The following is an 18,677-nucleotide window of genomic DNA, read 5'->3' on the forward strand; positions in this document are numbered from 1 at the left end:
AAAAATAATGGGTTAATTATCGATCAATATTTGTGAAATCATGCCATTTTGTATCCATCCTTTGAGAAGGGAGGCGGCCTTCATGCCTACTTCCTCAGGATTTATCCATTGACATAGTCCTTCACAAATTATTCCAAAAGACACGCTATTGGATAAATTATCTAACGCCCAAGCTTCTTCCTGAGACATACTGTAAAATTGAGTGATGTATTCAGGGGTGCGCCATATAACGCATGAAGTGGATATGGCATTTTGTTCTAATTGAGGTAGTTCGTGATCATGAGTCAAGGCACGCCAAAGTGGAACGGTATTACATAAAAAATTCACTCGCTGCAAGGAAGGATGAAGTACAAATTGAAGATTAGGCCAGGATTCGGGTAAGATAGCTGCCATCTCTTCCACCTGTACGACAGGCTCATCTACTGCATCGAAAGCCAAGCTCATTTTCCATTCAAACTCGGCAAGCTCTGCCAAGTGGGGATATTGTGGATAATTCAACTTGATAAAATCAGATAATAAATCACCAAACCAACGAATAGAGCGATAATTGGAAGGATGCGCTTCTATATAATAGAGCGCTAGTTTGTTAAATTCTTCCGTGCCTAAATAAGCATATAAGGCTGGGAAATTAGTGCTCAAACTTTCAATCAGTCGGATCCTGTAAGCATCCCGATAAATTCCTAAACGGGTATCCACTGAAACCAGACCAGTCCCTATTATCGAATCATGGATGGTACCATTCCCTGATAACAGAAAATTTTGAAACTGATCTTGCAACTGGAAAAGCTCACTCATTCAAGTACCTCTTCTATCAAAATTGATGCAGCAATTTTTCGAGCATGATTCACCTCATTGAGCAAATCCGCTAAAGGGGGCATGTGGTCATCACGCTCTATCATGGAGGATATAGGGCCTAAATATTGCAGTGTTGCAGCATAAAGATCCCAAACGGGTTTTATGACCGGGGCATCATGCGTATCAATAATGTAATTTCCATGATTTGAATGTCCCGCTAAATGAATTTGTGCGACACGTTCTGCAGGCAGGGAAGTAATATAATCCATAGGATTAAATTGGTGATTCACAGAACTGACGTAGATGTTATTGACATCTAATAAAATATAACAATCTGCTTTCGCTGTTATTTCTCCGATAAATTCCCATTCCGTCATTTCAGATTGTTTGTATGTCAAATAACTGGATACATTCTCAATGAGTAGCGGACGACCTAAAAAATCTTGCACTTGCTGAATCCGGGATGCAATATGGTTTATGGCCTCCGATGTATAAGGCACGGGTAATAAATCATGGGCATTTATTCCATTCACTCCAGTCCAGCATAAATGATCAGAAATCCATACAGGCTCAACTCGGGCAGCCAATTCCTTCAATTGTTTCAAATACTGATAATCTAAAGGGTCGGAACTGCCTAATGAGAGGGAAACACCATGCATCACTATAGGATAATGGGCGCGGATTTTATCAAGATAGTAAAGTGGCTTTCCGCCAGGAACCATATAGTTTTCAGTGAGTATTTCGAACCAGTCCAACTTGGGTTTTTGCGCTAATATTTCTTCGTAATAATCCGGTCGTAACCCCAGACCAAAACCTAGAAAAGGCAGTTTTTTTGTTTCGTTATCCTTGGGAAAAAAATCCATATGTCATCCGAGAAAAAATGAAAACCAGGCATACACTACATGCCTGGAGTAATGCGGAAACTTTTCGAATTATTCAACAACAGTGCCGCCAGCTTTTTGGCAGTCTTCTTTGCTCATTTCAGCCATTCCTTTACCTTTGCAAGAATTTTGGCCTTTACAAGCGTTATCAGCAGTTTTGCATGCGCCTTGTCCTTTACATGCATTAGCGCCTTGGCATTTTACCATACCAGAAGAAGCATCTGCAGCAACAGCAGGAGTTAGAGCAAACATTGAAGCAGCACCGATTGCTAAAGCAACGCCTGTTAATTGTAGTTTGTTCATTTACATAATTCCTTTTAGGGTTAGTTAAATAATCTATAGGCAAATAATAAATTTAGCCCAGTGCATTTTAGAAACGAATAATTAATTTTGTCAAGATTCACCATTGAAAAATAAAGAATTTGCTCGAAATGGATTAAACGGGAGTTTCACCCGTTCCTATGGATTAACAACAATCTTGATTCGGAAGTTGAACAACCATCACATAATGCAGAAAAGAGAATACCGCATTAATTCAGCAGCAGAACTTCATACGACAGGACATTTGAGTTTTATTCGCGCCACCTGCTTTGATCGATTGCTCAAATTAATCCCGAAAGGTATTCTATATTTTTAGTTACACTTTTGTTTCATGAATTAAAGGAGTTCTAACAAATGGAGCTACCTAGCCTGCATTCAATATTACTGTACATCCAACATAGCATCTCGTTTTGTGGCGTGCTTGTAATTTTATTTGGGGTATTAACTGCTTTGTGGCGATATTCCTCCTATCTCTTTTTTGCGACAAAGGTCACCAGTATTAATCAAATTCGATTGCGGCTTGGAAGAGTATTAACCTTAGGATTAGAATTTATTGTAGCTGCTGATTTAATAGGAACCACTACGGCCCCTGATTATTATTCAATAGGTATTGTGGCGAGTATTGTTTTAATAAGAACCTTATTAAGTTATACCCTAAACCGCGAAATTAACGAGCTTAGCCAGCAAGAAAACATGGAAAGTTAAGCGTTCTCCTAAATAAATTAGATTCTTTGAGAATTTTTATCAACCGCAATAGAATGCCAATTTTGTCTTTTAAAATAATTTAACTTGCAGGCCCTCTACGTCTGGCGTGGAGACTTTAATTCAACTTTCATAGAAATAAATCCACATGCATGAGCAAGTCCTGACCCATAGATGCTTGCATCACTTCCATATGCAAAGCGCCCCTCGATAAGCTTTAAATTTCTTTAATCACTCACTTTAGCGGTGACGCCTGCATGAAACATTTAAATTAATTACAAAATATTACTTTTTCTTTTAAATCTTCATTTTTTTTAATTGAACTAAAGTGCATGTCATTGGCTTTCTTGCAAAATTTACTTGGTTTTAAATCGTACTCAACCTCAAGCACAGCTTTATTCGCATTAATAAAGGGTGTTAAATGATTGCATTCATTATATTCAAAACATTGTTCATTAATGGCAAAATCAAAATAGGGTAATAATTGCTCCACTTGGTCTAGATCATTTTTCAAACCAACCGCAAGGCCTGCTTGATGCGCCATATTAGCCAAAGAGGCATTGTAGTAGGCTTGATCAGAATCTTTTAAAGGAAAACCTGTTTTATTGGTGTACCCATCAACATTATCAAATTCAACAGCATCAAACCCCTTTGCCTTGCACATGTCAATACGTGCTTGCATAATAGGTAAGAGGATGGATGTTTGACGAATATCAAGCCACTTCTCCCCTGGCCACCCATTTGATCTTCCCTTAACAGATGCGGGAAATTGTTTCGCATCGGGACGCCAATTTTCCCACGATCCCGCACTGATATAACAAACCGCCTTATTACCCTGAGTATGAATGGTGTTCACTGTTTGAGAAGTACTGCTAAATCCATCAATATCATAAATATCAGCTAAAACGGAGAATTTTGGTGTTTCAGAGAGAACGTAATTCCATTTTGCTCCCTGAATTATTTGTCCCGTGCAGGATTCACAAGATACTGGCGAAGGCAAGACTGTATTTTCAGCAAAAGAAGACGGTATCCCGGTAAAAAAGGCTAGGAATGAACATCCTATTATTGTTTTTTTCATAATGAATCATCCTTTTATAATTTGATATACAGCTGTCCTTGGTTAATTAGAATTGATAAACCATTAACTTTACTGTAAATGATAATAATTCTTCTTGCACATATAAGGCAACAGTGGTTTCGCGAACTTTGGAAGCACTCCTATTCACAAAGTACTTGATAGCGTACAAATCCCATATTGATACAGTACAAAGATCGAATATTCTAGGCCAATGTCCAGGCTGCAGGAAACACTAATTACCCTCCAACTTTATGTGAAAGATCTCACCTTTCAATTTAATCGTATCTCCAGGAACTATCTTTTTTCTTTTCTGTTTTTCTATGATGCCGTTTACCAATACAGTGCCCGAAGCTATCATTTCCTTAGCTTCTGCCCCACTCGAGGCGATACCTTCAAATTTAAGAATTTTAAAAAGTTCAACATATTCTTTATTAATGAAAACATCCTTCATTATTTATTACTCCGGTAATTATAAGTTGTCGCAATCTTTACTTTTTAAGGAGGTAAGATAAAGGGTTTCAACTTCACTCCTTGCCCATGGTGTTTTGCGCAGGAATTTCAGGCTTGATTTGATGCTGGGATTTGAGGAAAAGCAGTTAATCTTGACTCTTTCCGCCAAGCCCTCCCAGCCATAACAAACCAACAAACTATTTAAGATAGCCTCTAGGGTCATGCCGTGCAGTGGATCATTAGAAAATCTTTCCATCAAATATACCTTTTTTTGTTGCACATTGGAGGTTTAGTCTTGATCTCACTAAACCTATTGTTTCAATTATACTATTAATTAGGTTTAACATGCCGTTTAAGTCAATTACCAATTCAACCGCCCTCTGTGACAAAATAGAGAACTTCTTATCTTTGGCTAAGTTCATTGTACCGAGTATAACATTGGATATTATGTTTCATGTAAACCTTCTGTTGCTGCAAGAAAACCCCATTTTTGAAAACAAATCTATAATTACAAATAACCTTTCTGATTTAAAAAAAATATGGATCATGCCCTGCTAACACCAAAAGAAATTTTTAAATTTATAAAACAATACGAACCTTTTAGTTCGATGAGCGAAGCATGTCTTGCGAAACTGTCTCGGGTTTTTGAAATTGAATCCTGGACAGCTGATACCCTTTTAATTAGAAAAGGGGAAGAAATGAATGATTTATACATTCTTATTAAAGGGAGGCTTTATTACCAGATAACAGATTCTGAAGAGAAAGTGACTTATCAAGGTGAATTACAGGAAGGGGGCATTATTGGCGAAATGGCATTACTGTCTGACTTGCCTCGCTCTGCGAATGTTTACACGCAAAGAGACAGCATTATTTTAAAGTTATCTAAAAAAAATTTTTTAAAGCTATGCAGAAATTACCCTGAACTCTTGAGTAGAATTACTCAGTATACTATTAAACGGTTAACCAACTCACTGCAGGGTATTCGCACCGCAACATCTCGTAATAAGTCCATAGCCCTCATTTCAATAAAGCCTATTCCTGATCTAGAAAGACAACTTAAGGAAATGGTTTTGCATTGTTCACATAAAGAAAAGATTCTTTTATTAACCAGTCAATATCTCAAACAAAGTCATGTTTCATTGGATTCTTGTGGTCATATGAGTAATGAAGGAATTTTATGGATAAGCCAACTTGAAAAAGAGTATTCTTTTATTTTCTATCTGGCGGATGAATCACTAACGAATTGGACTAAATTTTGTATCCGTCAGGCTGATTCTCTTGCTTTCTTGGTACTTGCGTCAGAGCAGGATACTCAATTATCTGAAGTGGAATCCTATCTCTCAAACGCCAAACATAATTTTATTAAAAGAAATATATTGGTACTTCTCCATCAAACAGAAATTCCCCCCAAAAATACCAATAAGTGGTTAGCAAAACGTTCAGTCAATGCCCACTTTCATGTCCGCAGCAATACTGAGGAAGGTATTTCAAGAATGATGCGTATTTTCACAGATAATACGATATCTTTAGTACTGAGCGGTGGAGGGGCACGAGGCCTTGCCCACATTGGTGTTTACCGCTTATTGGAGGAAAGAAAAATACCTGTGGATTATATTGCAGGTACAAGTATGGGCGCGATGCTCGCAGCAGGTTTTGCAATGGGGTATTCTTCAAGTGATATTTTAAAATTTGTAGAAGAATATTTACTTAAAGGCGCTAAAATTGATTTTACCTTTCCATATATTTCGATTGCCAGAGGTAAAAGGGCTACAGACAGTCTGATCAAACTCTATGGCGAAGACACGCAAATCGAAGATTTATGGATTAATTACTTTTGTGTCTCTACAGATTTGGTGAGCAAAAAATTGTATGTTCATGATAAAGGCAAGTTATGGGAGTCCATTCGCTCAAGCATTTCTTTACCCTTTATCTATCCGCCTGTTTCATTCAATGACAAACTGTTAATCGATGGTGGCGTACTGAATAACATACCTACAGACATTATGAGACAGTACTCACACAGCAGTAAAATCATCGCCTCCAATATTAATAACAATTATTTATTTAAATTAATGCCTCTGCCCTATTCACTTTCAGGTTGGAAATTGCTTTTTAACCGCTTTATGGGTAAAGAATCCATTCTGCCTATTAATTTAGGCGAGCTAGTGATGCGTTTGTTGACCATCAGTTCCCATCAAAATACTTCAAAAATGATGTCTATGGCTGATATAGCCATTTCATTAAAAGTAGATCAATATGGAATATTGGATTTTAAAAGATATAAAGAAATTACAAAAATGGGCTATGAACAAGCAAAAGCCCAGCTGTCTGTTCAAAATGTGGATGAATTATTAAATGCTAAATCTCAATTCGGTCTAGATAATTTAATCTAAAATTTTCATTTATTTTTTTAGTTTTCGTGCCATGATTTGATCAAACATCATTCTCTTTTCTGGGGATAAGGACTCTCTTCTCAAAGCCATCATGTCCTCCACAGATCCTTGGACACAATCAGGGGTCAGTCGATCAATGATTAATAAACCATTTAGATGATCAATTTCGTGTTGTAAAACCCGCGAATAAAAACCTCTCTCCACATGTTGGTGAAATTCGCCCAACTCATCATAATAGCTCAAGCTAATTTGATCATAACGTGGAACTTTTCCGGATTTACTCGACACAGAGTAACAACCTTCAAAATCATATTTCAGTTCTGTTCCAGCTACAGCCTCGTAACTTGGGTTAATCAGGATATGCATTGGATAAAACTGATTCACATTATCCCTCAATAAAGTCGCTTCCTCGGGAATATAAACGGCAATAATTCTTCGAGGTTGATTCACCTGAGGTGCAGCCAAACCGACACCACCTAATTCATTCAATTTAGTTTTCATTGCCTCTATAAGTTGCCTGTCTTCCTGGCTTAAAGGAAACTGGACCTCTTGAGCTTTAGTTTTTAGAACCTGACGGAATTCAGGTTGTTCTACAGTGACTATATTCATGGCCATACTCGCTGAACTATTTAATATTAAAAATAAGACGAACAGCTTCAAAAATTGATTCATGCACATTAATGCATTTTCTTAAAATGTTCTGCTTGAGCTGTAAAATAATTGTCAGCAGGATAAATATTATCTGGATCAATACCAATGCGCAGTGCCTCTACTAAATCAGGTTGGTGTTGGCTAATGAAACGGATTTCCGATGTTGGAACTTCAGACAGTTGTTTGGAAACCAGATAACTCAACAAAGATGTCTTCGCAATGGGATCAGTTGCCATATTTTCCTCCAGTGTTTTAAACATTTGATATCGATAAGACAAACAAAGGAAGATTCCGGGTGCAATTTCAATAGGGCTTTTATCATCCTTAGGACTCACATCTATATTTCTATAGAAAAGAATGGACGGGTTATTTTTTCTCAATAGATGAAGAATCTGGATAACATGTAATTCATTGGTATTGGCGATTAAATAAATAGGATCCCGCGTGGGTTCCCGCTCAGATGAGGCCACCGCAGTGTCCCTGTTCGACGTGTTTTTTGCTCTATCCTCAATTAACATTGAAAGATATTTTTCTTTAGACTGATCCCATTCTATCTGTGAATTCCATGCGTTTTCTAAAAGCATTTTGGCAAAGGTTTTCGAATAGAGCGACTTGGAATTCAAATGCTCCATTTCTCCTTTTTTAGGGGATGAATCTTTAAGGAAATAGAAAATGTGTACTAATTTTTCGAGAAATTCTTCCGAGCTGAGTTGACCTAAGCGATAAGGCTGAATCAATTTTGAGTTATGTCTGGCCATTTGGTACATGAGCCAAGCATAATTTGTCCAGGATTGAAATAAACTGGAACATTGCCTGAAATAACCAGTAGAATAGCGATCGCAAACTTCTTCAAAGGATTGAATACAAGTACTCGTAGGATATAAAGCATGTAATGCAGATAAGTTTACAATTAAAGGCATGATTTACGAACCTGAATATTTTTTTGCCGATTCTATCTCAAATAATAAAGTGATTCAATTTCAAGAACTTGCTCCTGAATTGAATCAATGAATGGAAACCATGACTATGCTAGAGAATTTTCCTCAAATTAAATTACGTCCTTTAGTGCAAGATGATGAGGATCAATTTCTTATGACCATGCAAAAAAGTAAAGATTTCCATTATCCGTTTGTTGCCACACCGCAAACTTCGGAAGAATTTCAGGTTTTTTTCCAAAAAACCCAGCAATACAATCGCCGGTGTTATCTCGCCTTAAAGGATGATGGTGACATAGTCGGTGTATTTAATATAAGTGAAATCGTGCAAAGTGTTTTTCAAAGTGCTTATTTAGGTTACTTTGCTTCAGTTACCTATGCTGGCCAAGGTTTAATGAGTCAAGCGTTAAAATTGGTTTTAATAGAAATTTTTCTAAAATTAAAGCTTCATCGAATTGAAGCCAACATTCAGCCCACCAATACTCAATCCATCCATTTAGCCATCAGTAATGGTTTTTTCAAAGAAGGATTTTCACCCAGATTTTTAAATATAAATGGAGTTTGGTGCGATCATTTTCGTTTTGCACTTACCTATGAGGATTGGTTGGCACAACAATAGAACGTTACGATAAACTCTATAGTATCGATAAAATTCCTTGATTTGCATTTAAAAAGACTTCTCTTCCTAAAGGTAGAACACATCTTCTAGGAAAATGTCCATAAGGAAAATTTTTAATGCAGGGGGCTTTAATTCGTAAGGACCACTCCTCAATGACATCATCCACAGTCCCATCGCGGTCGGGAAAATATTTTGCGGTACAGCGTGCAAATTGACCAAAGACAACACCATTCACTTCATTAAAAATTCCTGCAAGATCCAATTGTGATAAACGACTATCTACCTGGTAAGGCTCTGCACCTACATCTTCTATTAATAAAATACAATTTCTTGTTTCAGGTAAGTATGAAGTTCCCATTAATGAAAGCAAAGATTCCAAATTTCCTCCCACCAGTCTGCCTCTGGCAATACCCAATTGGGCTGTTTGACCGTCGGTAATTTGAAATGTTTCTCCTTTTAAACACCCCCATAGCGTCCTTTCTATTAAAGAATCGATAGGATTTGCCTCCAAATCACCAAAAATAAATCCCGAACAAGAAATCAGTCCTGCTTTTTTAAGTAAAGCGAGTTGCAAGGCAGTAGTATCACTAAACCCAATGAGATATTTGGGACGAGCCTTTATCAAATCATAATCAAGAAGAGGAACGATGCGTTGTGATCCATACCCCCCACTAATTGCCATGATCGCTTTGATTTCGTCATCCATAAAAAAATTCATCAGATCTTCTGCCCGAAATTCATCTTCTCCAGCTAAAAAACGATCGGCTGCATGGATGTATCGGCCCAATTTCACTTGAAATCCTTTTTGTTTTAAATAAGAGATACCGAGTTCCAATAGCTCGGGTCTCATAGGACTAGAAGGCGTGAGCAGACCCAAAGTATCGCCAGTCTTAATCGGTTCAGGAATAAAGTAATGCATTCTTTATTCTCCCACGGGTTTTAAAACATGATGTGATTTATCAAACTCTTAAAAATCCTCTACTTTCATTATAAGTACATAATGATATATTATCGGTCTTTTTGCGGCTGATTTTCACAAACTTGACAAAGTATGAAGATAGACCAGAATTTAAGAACCATAAAAGGAATTTGAATATGGGTCACGGAAGTTAATGGAGAAACTGATGGCTACTTCAAAAAAATCAAAGGAAGAAAAAGCACTGATGAGTGAAATCGACGCAATTTATCTGCGCCGAGCCGTACGCAACTTTACATCGAAAAAACTTGATCGCGCCACAATTACTTCCTTACTAGAAGCAGCAGTCCAAGCGCCTACTGCAATGCATGAAGAACCTTGGTCATTTGTTGTCATCCAAGATCAGGATATTTTAAATCGTTTGTCGGACAGTGTGAAAGCACTTATTTATACTGAAGCCCACCATTATTCCAAATCACAAATGCGTCATCTACAGGAACTCATAAAAGATCCTGATTTTCATGCATTTTATAATGCCAATACGCTTATTGTAATTTACAGCAAATATCATGGTCCTTTTGTAGCAGCAGATTGCTGGTTGGCTGCAGAAAATTTAATGCTTACAGCTTGTGCTCAAGGATATGGTACGTGTGTTATTGGTCTTGCTGTTTCTGCATTGAATACCCCAGAATGGAAAACCAGATTAGGTCTCTCTTCGGATTATTCTGCCATTGCACCGATGATAATAGGTGTACCTGCCGGGATTACACCTGTCGTACCCCGTAACCCACCAGAAATTCTTGCATGGAAATAAGGAAATAAGATAGGTCATTGGTAATGTATCCCTCTCTTTAAGGTCTTCTTTACTGGAAATCAAATCTTCTTGCTTTGACGTGTTTAAAAATCACTTGTATGACCACTATCATTTATTGCTTGTGCTGTTGCCGTGTTTTTCTCAAAAGAGAATCCCACATAGCGTATACTCCACATGGTTTAATGCGGGTTTACTGGGGAAAACATCAATTTTTTTATGTTGTTCTTATGAAATAAATCAGACATAATTTTAAATTAATCAAAGGTTAACCGTTTGGTATGCCCAATAATATAAAAAAAAATGTTTCATTTATATGCAATCATGAAGATTAAAAAGTTTTTTTAAAGTTACGGCGATGGCAATTATTTATAAGAATTTTTTAGTCTTTGACAAAACATTGAAAAAAAGCAACTGAATAGAAAGGACGATTTTTTATGCAATGGAAAGGAATACTGCATTCGTGTTTCACTGTGGCAATTTTAGCATTTGCTTCTTCTGCATGGTCTTATGATGAGCCGGTGGTCAACCTTGGTTACACCAGTTTCTATGATGGAAGTCCACCTTCAGGTCCAGGTGCTTATTTTCAAGATTACTTTCAATATTATACAGCCAATCGTTTCAATGACCAAAACGGCCATAAGCTTCCACTCCCCCGTACCGATTTGGATGTTGTGGCAAATGTAACCCAGTTTATTTATGTGACTAAAAAAAGAGTTTTGGGTGCGAGTTTGGGGGTTTCTGCACTTTTACCCTGGGTGGTGAATGCCAAAGTAAATGATGGGCTAAATAATACTGTATTAAAGGCTCAAAATGGTCCTGGTGATTTGTGGGTGGGACCTGCGCTCCAATTTGATCCCATCATGCGAAAAGATGGCAAGAGCCCTCTGTTTGTTTCACGCCTGGAATTGGATATCATAGCGCCGATTGGCCGATACAATAGCCTTTACGCAATAAACCCCAGCAGCCATTTTTGGTCACTAAACCCATATTGGGCCTTTACTTTTTGGATGACTCCTAAATTTTCTACTTCAGGCAGGCTGCATTACCTGTGGAATGGTGTGAACCATAGCCCCAATGTTGCTTTTGGGCCCAATGTTCATACCACACAGGCAGGACAAGCAGTTTTTGCAGACATCGCTGTGGGTTATGCATTGATGGAGAAGTTTACTGTGGGAGTGAATGGTTATTTCTTCAATCAAATTACGGACACCTTGGCAAACGGCGTCAGTGTACCAGGAAGAAAAGAAAGTGTTTGGGCCATTGGACCCGGAATGGTTTATAGCCTCACCAAAAATCACTTTATCTTTTTTAACTTGTATTCGGAGCAGAATGCAAAAAATCGTGCTCAAGGCACTAATGGTCTTTTACGAGCTGCGGTACATTTTTAAAGTTGAATGATGAGGTTCATTCCTATATCTTTGGGGAAAAACACTGGACATATGAAGAAGCTCTCTAAAACAGTGCTTACACTATGGTTTCGCCCATGAAAATTGCTGATTTCGCTGAGTCCACAGTTTCGATGAATTGGTTTATGTTGATTTTGCAAATTACCTTTATATAATCCATCGTACTCATTTGTTTCCCCAAAAAGGATTGATGTTGAACGTAGCCATTATTGGAGGTTCCGTCGCGGGTTGTGCGTTGGCCTTGTTATTAAAGGATAAATATTCGATCAGTGTCTTTGAACGAGCATACGATTTAAAATCGCGCGGCGCCGGAATTACACTCTCAATAGAATTACTGAATGATTTAATAAATAAAAATCTTATTGATGCAGATATCTTATCCCATAAATTTACCGTCCGTCATTTTTTTTGTCAGGATAGTGAGAATCCTGTTTATGGAAAGTTATTATGGAAACAAAGTATTTCTATGGCCAGCCTCCATTGGGATACTTTATTTACTAATTTCAGAAAAAGAATACCCGACTCAATATACCACTCAGGAATCAAAGTAAGCAATGTGCAGCTTTTCGATCAAAAGCCTGGTCAAATTACTTTATCTTCGGGTGAGACCCATTCATTTGATTTAATTGTGTTTGCAGATGGCGTTCAATCCTTGGGTAGACAACTGATATCCCATACCCAACCTCAGTATTCAGGATATGTCGCTTGGCGGGGAACCCTGGATTTTTCTTTAATAAAAAATAACAATTTTTTTAATGAGCAAGTTTATTATTACTGCTATGAAAAAGGACATTTATTAACCTACCCTGTTTATCACCATCGAACAAATAAATTGAATTGGGTATTTTATGAAAAAATAACACTTCAAGATCTTGAATGTTTGGGATCAACCACTTTAAATGATTTTTCTAAAACAGCAAAAGAACATTTACATCAATTAGCTATCAGCCATTTGCCTGTGGCTGCAGCCCAAATAATTTTAGATACACCCTCTCCTTTTCTCCAAAAAATCGATGACGTTTGTACCTCTCGTTTTGTAGCGCAAGGAGCTCTTTTATTGGGTGATGCCAGTTATATTTTGCGTCCCCATGTAGGTAATGGTGCTTCCTTAGCCATTCAGGATGCGTTACATTTAAGCAAGCTTCTCACAGAATATAATGATTTTCAAAAAGCCATTGAGCTATGGGAGAAAGAGTCGCTCCCCAAACGAATTTCCATGTATGAACTATCGAAGCGCATGGCTGATGCATTGGTATTAAGTCCTGTTGATTGGCACCAAATGAATGAATCTCATATGGCAAAATGGTGGGAACAAATTATACTTGGGGAGACATGGTATACTACAAATCCCAAAGAAAAATAAAAATTTAAACCACTTCAGAGTTACTCGAACGCCACTGGCTCCAGGTTCCTTTATATCCTTTCAAAAATTGCTGGGCGAAGAGATAAAAATGTGTCAGAAAAAGAAGTCTTTGTTCGTAATAAGGGGTAAGCGAGGGATCAGAACGATTGACTTCAAATAAATTATAGTAGGGAAATATCGATGCATGTCGTGCAATAATTTCTTCAAATCTTACTTTATCAGCATTTTTTAACATGTCATACATGACAAAAAAACTAGTTGTTCGTCCTTTTCCTCCCCTACAATGGATATGAAACCATGTATCTTTAGGGACATGTTTCATAAATTCTATAAACAAATCCACTTCCGAATCTGTAGGCGCCATATGATCGGTAATGAATAACCGGTGATATTTGAAACCCAAGCGAGAAACCATCTCTTCTTCATTTTTAATTACCTCTACCGGAATCGTTTTACCATGGGAATATTCCTTGGCAGCAAATTGTTGTGAAGACAAGATTCCACTTACCTTTTTCTGTATTCTTAATGATTGCAGCCAATTTTCTTGATCAGTGAGGCTCTGGTTATTGTTTTTTCCACGATTTATCCAGTCATAATCACTTACCAAAGTGATGGCCCTGCCGTTTAAATATCCATGGCTTTCCTGACGTAAATCCAATACCCACACCGGTTGATTTTTTGATTTTTTATGTCGGTTAATGAACTGTGCAATATCCTTCCAAGCTTTTTCACTTGGCTGTTCGCTGCCCGAGATGGATAAATTTGTGATTCCCTTATTGTTCCCTGAATAGGCATCAAGAATCATGGATGCATCCCGTAATGCTTTCAGAGGGGAGTTGGAATACTCTGAATCGGTAACAATACAAGGATTGAGAAGGCTTGCATCACATATACGGTTCTCTATATGGATCTTAGCGAAAGCTCCGGTTTGGAGCAAAAAGAGAAGTACAGAAACCATCATTTTTAGCTTTAAATTAATCATCCATAATCTCTTCGCGAAAAAAATAAACTACCTTACTTCTATTTATTAAAAAACAAATTCAATTATTGACTGATTCAATCCTGCTGATGCCTTCCTAAGCGCCAACAGGATTTTCATAATCATGCATTATTGCTTCTGAATTTTCATCCACTTTTGATACAAACGCTGCCAAGCTTCAATATTTCTTGGCTTAACCCAATCGTATCCTATGAGTTTCCAATCTAAATCATCAGCTTTAAATCCTAAATTGAGAATGTAATCTGCATCACAAATAAAATATTGATTCTTAAAAGGCAATAAGTATCCACCTTCAATGCTTTGATGTCTTTTCGCTTCCGCATAATAGGCAAACCAATGATTTAGAAAGCCGCCTCGAATAAAGGGTAATTGACATTTCAAATCACTCCAGCTATTAAAGCCTTTAGCTTTTGCAATCACTGTAAGGGCATGTTTACGTTTTACAGCAGCCTGAATTTCTTCGATAGAATAATTTTGGTATTCAGGTAAATTTTGAAAACGCTTTGCAGCATTTTGGGCGATGAACTGGTTTGCAGAACGTAATGATTTTAATAGAATTGAAGCCTGAATTTTATACTCTTCAACATTGTAAATTTTTGGTGGTTTATTCATAGAATATCCCCTTTGCTTTCGCCAGAACCCACATTCCAGCAACAAAAAGGTTGATGAATAAATAAATTAAATGATTAAGGGTGAGATCCTCTTTTGTGGGTACAGGCTCCCCTAAAGCCTAAACTCATGTTAGTTGAAAAATTGAATTTTGTAAACATTTTACTCTTCTTGAATTTAAATTCTTTATCCAGGACTCTTTAGTATTTTGTCACTGTACCAGTAATTAGAATGTCCTTTCGAGTTGTTTGCTTTGAGAATGACTACAATAATTTTGAATAAAATCCATGACTTTCTGCGCAAATTCCGGATTCCATAAATCCAAATGTCCTTTGTATTTTAATTCCACCCATTGTTTCGGTTGATTGGCCTGGTTGAATAAATTTAGCCCTTGATCATATGGGACAATTCTATCTAAATGACCATGCAGCATTAAAACAGGGACATGAATTTGTTGTATACGGGATAAAGAATCATATTTATCAATAACAGGCAAGATAATCCAGGGATAATGAAAACGGGCCAAATCAGTAAAAGAGGTAAAGGGCGACTGTAAGACTAAAGCGCACGCAGAAAATTCGGTTGCCATTTTTGTTGCTACCCCCGTACCCAATGATTCACCATAGAACACGATATGATCTTCAGGAACCCCTTGTTCTTTTAAAAAATGAACTGCCGCACGTGCATCTTGGTATAATCCTGCTTCAGTTGGTTTTCCTGGATTTCCTCCATATCCACGATATTCAAGCAATAAAACACCGTACCCTTCTGAAAGAAACTGGCGGGCCAGATACATACGATAACCGATGTGCCCAGCATTTCCATGCATATAGAGTATGGTTGGTTTCTTATTTTCGGTGGGTTTATACCAGGAAGTTAATGTCACTCCTTTTGCAGAAGGTAATTGGATGACTTGCATGTCTTCTGCCCCAAAATCTTTCGGATTAGGGGTTTCGGATGCTGGAAAATAAATGAAGTGGCGTTGCGAATAATATGCCACTATAAAAAATAGACTAATGATGAAGAGTAACAGCAATAATTGTTTGAGTATCATCTTTGCTCCACTTCATTCAATCTAAATTTATTGTAAAAAAGGATAATCTGTATAACCTTTTGCACCACCACCATATAATGTTGTCCTTTCCATTTCATTCAAAGGGGCATTTTTTTTAAATCGGGTCACCAAATCAGGATTAGAAATAAAGTATCTTCCAAAAGCAACCAAGTCGGCATCCCCATTGCTAATTGCTTCAGTGGCCATATCCAAGGTATATCCATTGTTTACCATCCAGGGACCATCAAACTCTTGACGTAATCTTTTAAAATCAAATCCATAAAAATCTCTCGGCCCCTGAGTTTCACCTTCAATCACATGAACATAAGCCAAATTCGCCCGACTTAACTCTCGAACAAGAGGAAAAAAAACCGCTTCAGGAGACGTATCAGAGATTCCATTAGCGTGACTTACTGGGGCAATTCGAATTCCTGTGCGCTCAGCACCAACTTCTGAGGCAACCGCATGGGTGACTTCAAGAGCAAAGCGCAAACGATTTGTAATAGAACCGCCATATTGATCCGTTCGATGATTGGTTCCATCACACAAAAATTGATGAATCAGATAGCCATTGGCTGCATGGATTTCTACGCCATCAAATCCAGCCAACAAGGCATTTTTTGCTGCAATTCGATAATCTTCAATTATTCCAGGAATTTCACTCAGTTTTAATGCACGAGGTGCGCCGACTTCAACAAAAGTACCATTTTCGACAAAAGTACGTTGACCTGCTGCTGCAATCGCAGAAGGAGCAACAGGTGCAATTCCGCCTGGCTGCAAAGAAGGATGTGAAATTCTTCCCACATGCCAAAGTTGTAAATAAATCCCACCGCCACGAGCATGCACTGCATCAGTGACTAATTTCCATCCCTCAATCTGGTCTTTAGAGTAAATCCCCGGGGTCCAGGCATAGCCTTTTCCTGTAGGTGAAATTTGCGTGGCTTCAGCAATGATTAACCCAGCATCAGCACGTTGGGTATAATATTCTGCATTCAGTTCCGAAGGAGTATCAATGCCGTGGATCGAACGATTTCGTGTTAGGGGAGCCATTACAATACGGTTTTTTAATGTGAATCCTCTCAAATTAAATGGAGTAAACAGAATTTCATGATTCGTAGTCATTTTTGCCTCATGCATTATGATGAAAGAAATAACATTGCTTCTGAATTAACTATTCTATCCTTGTTTCATTCTAGATTATAGGTAAGATATTCACTATGGAGATGAACCATTATTTTATAAGGAAATATCATGTATAAGAAAATTTTAATTGCAATGGATGACAGCGATACGTCCATGCAGGCTTTCAATGAAGCAATGAAGCTCAGCAAAGTGCACCATGCAACATTACAAATCGTCCATATCGCCAACGAATTTAATGTCCCCTATGTAGGTTCGGGTGTTGATTATGAGAAATTAGAAGCTTCATTTAAAGCATATGGTCAAACATTTTTGGATAAGATGCTTGCCATTGCGCGGAAACACCACAAAGATTGTGAGGCACACCTGATTGAAATGGATTCCTCGAAACAAAATGTTTCTGATAAAATTATTGAAGCAGCTAAAAAATGGGCCGCTGATTTGATTGTCATTGGCACGCATGGACGTAGGGGTTATCAGCATCTACTGCTCGGAAGCGTTGCCGAAGGAGTTATCCGAAATGCACCAATGCCTGTGCTGCTTGTCAGAGGCAAACCCGACTGAACTTAAGAGCAGTGGGTTCCCAGGGAATGTTATGTGAAACTTTCTCCTAATAACCAGATATCAATGTATTTTTTGCATTTCTTGAAACTTTTTCTTCACGAGTAGGCCGGGTTATTTGATAAAATGAGAACCCAAATTACAATTTGGTATAGCCTATGCAGAGTTTGATTGATCGTTTCCACGAAATGGAACAATATTTTTTTTCGCATGTCAGCATAAATAGTCTTGATTACCAAACGATTGCTGCATTTGAAACGGGGGTACTTGCCGCAGGCCTGAATCCAGCATTTTTGCTGCGAATGGATGATGGGTTTGTACACGATCTGGAAATGTGTCAATCCTATTTTGCCCAAAAAAAATTACCCTGGGCTTTTATAGTCCCGGAACATCTATCCTTAGTTCCCAAAATTGAAAACCAGATAATCAAGCAGTTTCAATTAGTAGACACTGGCGTGGGAATGTCACTTGATCTTTTATCCCACTCTTTTCATTTTTTAAATAACTCTCTTCAAGTTAAATTAATGAATGATGATTTGCACGCATGGAGTATTCCTTTAACCCATGGGTTTCAATCCACGCCTGAAATAATCCAGGTTTATACCTCAAGGCACATAGAAGCTTTGAAAAAAACAAGACATCTGTATCATTATTCTGGTTTTTTTGCAGATGAGCCTGTTGTGTCTGTTACATTGACAGTTAAAGACGGTATTGCCCGCATTGATGATTTAGCGACCATCCCTAAATTTCAGAAAAAAGGTTTTGCAAGTGCGCTGATGCATTATATTTTACAAAAAGCCTCAGAATTTAATGTTCAGTTTTGCTTTTTGGAAGCTTCGATTGCCGGACTTAACCTGTACAAAAATCTGGGTTTTCAATCTCTGTTCAAAAACTTCTATTATGAAAAAATTTGTTAGAAATAGACGCCTCTTAAAAAGAACGCAAAATCACTTGTTCTTGATGGATAAAGCTCTTGTTGTTTTATGTAA

At 37.7% G+C, this 18,677-nt stretch carries 22 protein-coding genes; 9 read left to right on the forward strand and 13 right to left on the reverse strand.

Annotated features, from left to right (window positions below; all coding sequences use genetic code 11):
* Window positions 1–12: 12 nt before the first annotated feature.
* From BU07_RS0105555 to bufA2, 3 genes are all read right to left on the reverse strand, one after another.
* Window positions 13–795, reverse strand: coding sequence for an HvfC/BufC N-terminal domain-containing protein (locus tag BU07_RS0105555; RefSeq protein WP_031564106.1), 783 nt, complete (start codon window positions 793–795; stop codon window positions 13–15).
* Window positions 792–1,658 (reverse strand): MNIO family bufferin maturase, encoded by an 867-nt coding sequence (bufB, locus tag BU07_RS0105560; protein WP_031564107.1) that lies wholly within the window; start codon window positions 1,656–1,658, stop codon window positions 792–794. The genes BU07_RS0105555 and bufB overlap by 4 nt, the downstream gene beginning before the upstream one ends.
* 69 nt (window positions 1,659–1,727) lie before the next feature.
* A complete protein-coding gene (bufA2, locus tag BU07_RS0105565; protein WP_031564108.1) occupies window positions 1,728–1,979 on the reverse strand; it encodes a BufA2 family periplasmic bufferin-type metallophore in 252 nt (83 codons plus the stop codon).
* 103 nt (window positions 1,980–2,082) lie between these two features.
* Here bufA2 and BU07_RS17380 point away from each other — a divergent pair, with 103 nt between their 5' ends.
* On the forward strand, window positions 2,083–2,313 hold the full coding sequence (locus tag BU07_RS17380; RefSeq protein ID WP_115262265.1) for a hypothetical protein: 231 nt from the start codon (window positions 2,083–2,085) through the stop codon (window positions 2,311–2,313).
* Between the two features lie 38 nt (window positions 2,314–2,351).
* Window positions 2,352–2,702 carry a DUF1622 domain-containing protein gene (locus BU07_RS0105570; RefSeq protein ID WP_031564109.1) on the forward strand — a complete coding sequence of 117 codons (351 nt, stop codon included), beginning with the start codon at window positions 2,352–2,354 and terminating at the stop codon, window positions 2,700–2,702.
* 268 nt (window positions 2,703–2,970) lie between these two features.
* On the opposite strand, the gene BU07_RS0105575 is transcribed toward BU07_RS0105570, so the two are convergent.
* From BU07_RS0105575 to BU07_RS0105585, 3 genes are all read right to left on the reverse strand, one after another.
* On the reverse strand, window positions 2,971–3,777 hold the full coding sequence (locus BU07_RS0105575; RefSeq protein WP_051635487.1) for an endo alpha-1,4 polygalactosaminidase: 807 nt from the start codon (window positions 3,775–3,777) through the stop codon (window positions 2,971–2,973).
* 232 nt (window positions 3,778–4,009) lie between these two features.
* Window positions 4,010–4,228, reverse strand: a complete 219-nt coding sequence (locus tag BU07_RS0105580; protein WP_031564111.1) for an RNA-binding S4 domain-containing protein — start codon at window positions 4,226–4,228, stop codon at window positions 4,010–4,012.
* A gap of 18 nt (window positions 4,229–4,246) precedes the next feature.
* Window positions 4,247–4,483 carry a VF530 family protein gene (locus BU07_RS0105585; protein WP_031564112.1) on the reverse strand — a complete coding sequence of 79 codons (237 nt, stop codon included), beginning with the start codon at window positions 4,481–4,483 and terminating at the stop codon, window positions 4,247–4,249.
* 283 nt (window positions 4,484–4,766) lie between these two features.
* Here BU07_RS0105585 and BU07_RS0105595 point away from each other — a divergent pair, with 283 nt between their 5' ends.
* Entirely contained in the window at window positions 4,767–6,620 is a 1,854-nt protein-coding gene (locus tag BU07_RS0105595; protein ID WP_031564114.1) for a patatin-like phospholipase family protein, read from the forward strand.
* Window positions 6,621–6,629: 9 nt separating this feature from the next.
* Here BU07_RS0105595 and BU07_RS0105600 read toward each other — a convergent pair whose 3' ends face one another.
* Both BU07_RS0105600 and BU07_RS0105605 read right to left on the reverse strand, forming a co-directional pair.
* Complete coding sequence (locus BU07_RS0105600; protein WP_031564115.1) at window positions 6,630–7,235, reverse strand: peptide deformylase; 606 nt, start codon at window positions 7,233–7,235, stop codon at window positions 6,630–6,632.
* A gap of 62 nt (window positions 7,236–7,297) precedes the next feature.
* The gene (locus tag BU07_RS0105605) at window positions 7,298–8,191 is read right to left on the reverse strand and encodes a hypothetical protein (protein WP_031564116.1); all 894 of its coding nucleotides are present in this window, start codon (window positions 8,189–8,191) and stop codon (window positions 7,298–7,300) included.
* A 106-nt stretch (window positions 8,192–8,297) separates the two neighbouring features.
* Here BU07_RS0105605 and BU07_RS0105615 point away from each other — a divergent pair, with 106 nt between their 5' ends.
* Window positions 8,298–8,825, forward strand: a complete 528-nt coding sequence (locus tag BU07_RS0105615) for a GNAT family N-acetyltransferase (protein WP_031564117.1) — start codon at window positions 8,298–8,300, stop codon at window positions 8,823–8,825.
* A gap of 16 nt (window positions 8,826–8,841) precedes the next feature.
* Here BU07_RS0105615 and BU07_RS0105620 read toward each other — a convergent pair whose 3' ends face one another.
* Complete coding sequence (locus BU07_RS0105620) at window positions 8,842–9,744, reverse strand: S66 peptidase family protein (RefSeq protein ID WP_031564118.1); 903 nt, start codon at window positions 9,742–9,744, stop codon at window positions 8,842–8,844.
* 205 nt (window positions 9,745–9,949) lie between these two features.
* Between BU07_RS0105620 and BU07_RS0105625 the strand changes: the two genes are divergently transcribed.
* The 3 genes from BU07_RS0105625 (at window position 9,950) to BU07_RS0105635 (ending at window position 13,324) form a co-directional block, all read left to right on the forward strand.
* Window positions 9,950–10,555, forward strand: coding sequence for a nitroreductase family protein (locus BU07_RS0105625; RefSeq protein WP_031564119.1), 606 nt, complete (start codon window positions 9,950–9,952; stop codon window positions 10,553–10,555).
* Window positions 10,556–10,989: 434 nt separating this feature from the next.
* The gene (locus BU07_RS0105630; RefSeq protein WP_035899007.1) at window positions 10,990–11,943 is read left to right on the forward strand and encodes a SphA family protein; all 954 of its coding nucleotides are present in this window, start codon (window positions 10,990–10,992) and stop codon (window positions 11,941–11,943) included.
* Between the two features lie 208 nt (window positions 11,944–12,151).
* Window positions 12,152–13,324, forward strand: a complete 1,173-nt coding sequence (locus BU07_RS0105635; protein WP_242601915.1) for an FAD binding domain-containing protein — start codon at window positions 12,152–12,154, stop codon at window positions 13,322–13,324.
* A gap of 4 nt (window positions 13,325–13,328) precedes the next feature.
* Here BU07_RS0105635 and BU07_RS0105640 read toward each other — a convergent pair whose 3' ends face one another.
* The 4 genes from BU07_RS0105640 to BU07_RS0105655 all read right to left on the reverse strand — a co-directional run bounded on the left by BU07_RS0105640 (window position 13,329) and on the right by BU07_RS0105655 (window position 17,109).
* On the reverse strand, window positions 13,329–14,306 hold the full coding sequence (locus BU07_RS0105640; protein ID WP_031564122.1) for a phosphatase domain-containing putative toxin: 978 nt from the start codon (window positions 14,304–14,306) through the stop codon (window positions 13,329–13,331).
* A 126-nt stretch (window positions 14,307–14,432) separates the two neighbouring features.
* Window positions 14,433–14,936, reverse strand: a complete 504-nt coding sequence (locus tag BU07_RS0105645) for a hypothetical protein (protein ID WP_031564123.1) — start codon at window positions 14,934–14,936, stop codon at window positions 14,433–14,435.
* A gap of 223 nt (window positions 14,937–15,159) precedes the next feature.
* Window positions 15,160–15,984 carry an alpha/beta hydrolase gene (locus BU07_RS0105650; protein WP_031564124.1) on the reverse strand — a complete coding sequence of 275 codons (825 nt, stop codon included), beginning with the start codon at window positions 15,982–15,984 and terminating at the stop codon, window positions 15,160–15,162.
* Between the two features lie 30 nt (window positions 15,985–16,014).
* Window positions 16,015–17,109 carry an alkene reductase gene (locus BU07_RS0105655; RefSeq protein ID WP_031564125.1) on the reverse strand — a complete coding sequence of 365 codons (1,095 nt, stop codon included), beginning with the start codon at window positions 17,107–17,109 and terminating at the stop codon, window positions 16,015–16,017.
* A 129-nt stretch (window positions 17,110–17,238) separates the two neighbouring features.
* On the opposite strand from BU07_RS0105655, the gene BU07_RS0105660 reads away from it, so the two are divergent.
* Window positions 17,239–17,691 carry a universal stress protein gene (locus BU07_RS0105660; RefSeq protein WP_031564126.1) on the forward strand — a complete coding sequence of 151 codons (453 nt, stop codon included), beginning with the start codon at window positions 17,239–17,241 and terminating at the stop codon, window positions 17,689–17,691.
* Window positions 17,692–17,846: 155 nt separating this feature from the next.
* Entirely contained in the window at window positions 17,847–18,605 is a 759-nt protein-coding gene (locus BU07_RS0105665; protein ID WP_031564127.1) for a GNAT family N-acetyltransferase, read from the forward strand.
* The last annotated feature ends 72 nt before the right edge of the window (window positions 18,606–18,677 follow it).

The organism is Legionella wadsworthii DSM 21896 = ATCC 33877 (genome assembly GCF_000701265.1).
Lineage (GTDB): Bacteria > Pseudomonadota > Gammaproteobacteria > Legionellales > Legionellaceae > Legionella > Legionella wadsworthii.

Bases quoted from the DNA above. Each gene is read 5' to 3' on its own strand.
- BU07_RS0105555 (WP_031564106.1), bottom strand. From the start codon at position 795: ATGAGTGAGCTTTTCCAGTTGCAAGATCAGTTTCAAAATTTTCTGTTA.
- bufB (WP_031564107.1), bottom strand. From the start codon at position 1,658: ATGGATTTTTTTCCCAAGGATAACGAAACAAAAAAACTGCCTTTTCTA.
- bufA2 (WP_031564108.1), bottom strand. From the start codon at position 1,979: ATGAACAAACTACAATTAACAGGCGTTGCTTTAGCAATCGGTGCTGCT.
- BU07_RS0105570 (WP_031564109.1), top strand. From the start codon at position 2,352: ATGGAGCTACCTAGCCTGCATTCAATATTACTGTACATCCAACATAGC.
- BU07_RS0105575 (WP_051635487.1), bottom strand. From the start codon at position 3,777: ATGAAAAAAACAATAATAGGATGTTCATTCCTAGCCTTTTTTACCGGG.
- BU07_RS0105580 (WP_031564111.1), bottom strand. From the start codon at position 4,228: ATGAAGGATGTTTTCATTAATAAAGAATATGTTGAACTTTTTAAAATT.
- BU07_RS0105585 (WP_031564112.1), bottom strand. From the start codon at position 4,483: ATGGAAAGATTTTCTAATGATCCACTGCACGGCATGACCCTAGAGGCT.
- BU07_RS0105595 (WP_031564114.1), top strand. From the start codon at position 4,767: ATGGATCATGCCCTGCTAACACCAAAAGAAATTTTTAAATTTATAAAA.
- BU07_RS0105600 (WP_031564115.1), bottom strand. From the start codon at position 7,235: ATGGCCATGAATATAGTCACTGTAGAACAACCTGAATTCCGTCAGGTT.
- BU07_RS0105605 (WP_031564116.1), bottom strand. From the start codon at position 8,191: ATGCCTTTAATTGTAAACTTATCTGCATTACATGCTTTATATCCTACG.
- BU07_RS0105615 (WP_031564117.1), top strand. From the start codon at position 8,298: ATGCTAGAGAATTTTCCTCAAATTAAATTACGTCCTTTAGTGCAAGAT.
- BU07_RS0105620 (WP_031564118.1), bottom strand. From the start codon at position 9,744: ATGCATTACTTTATTCCTGAACCGATTAAGACTGGCGATACTTTGGGT.
- BU07_RS0105625 (WP_031564119.1), top strand. From the start codon at position 9,950: ATGGCTACTTCAAAAAAATCAAAGGAAGAAAAAGCACTGATGAGTGAA.
- BU07_RS0105630 (WP_035899007.1), top strand. From the start codon at position 10,990: ATGCAATGGAAAGGAATACTGCATTCGTGTTTCACTGTGGCAATTTTA.
- BU07_RS0105635 (WP_242601915.1), top strand. From the start codon at position 12,152: ATGTTGAACGTAGCCATTATTGGAGGTTCCGTCGCGGGTTGTGCGTTG.
- BU07_RS0105640 (WP_031564122.1), bottom strand. From the start codon at position 14,306: ATGATTAATTTAAAGCTAAAAATGATGGTTTCTGTACTTCTCTTTTTG.
- BU07_RS0105645 (WP_031564123.1), bottom strand. From the start codon at position 14,936: ATGAATAAACCACCAAAAATTTACAATGTTGAAGAGTATAAAATTCAG.
- BU07_RS0105655 (WP_031564125.1), bottom strand. From the start codon at position 17,109: ATGACTACGAATCATGAAATTCTGTTTACTCCATTTAATTTGAGAGGA.
- BU07_RS0105660 (WP_031564126.1), top strand. From the start codon at position 17,239: ATGTATAAGAAAATTTTAATTGCAATGGATGACAGCGATACGTCCATG.
- BU07_RS0105665 (WP_031564127.1), top strand. From the start codon at position 17,847: ATGCAGAGTTTGATTGATCGTTTCCACGAAATGGAACAATATTTTTTT.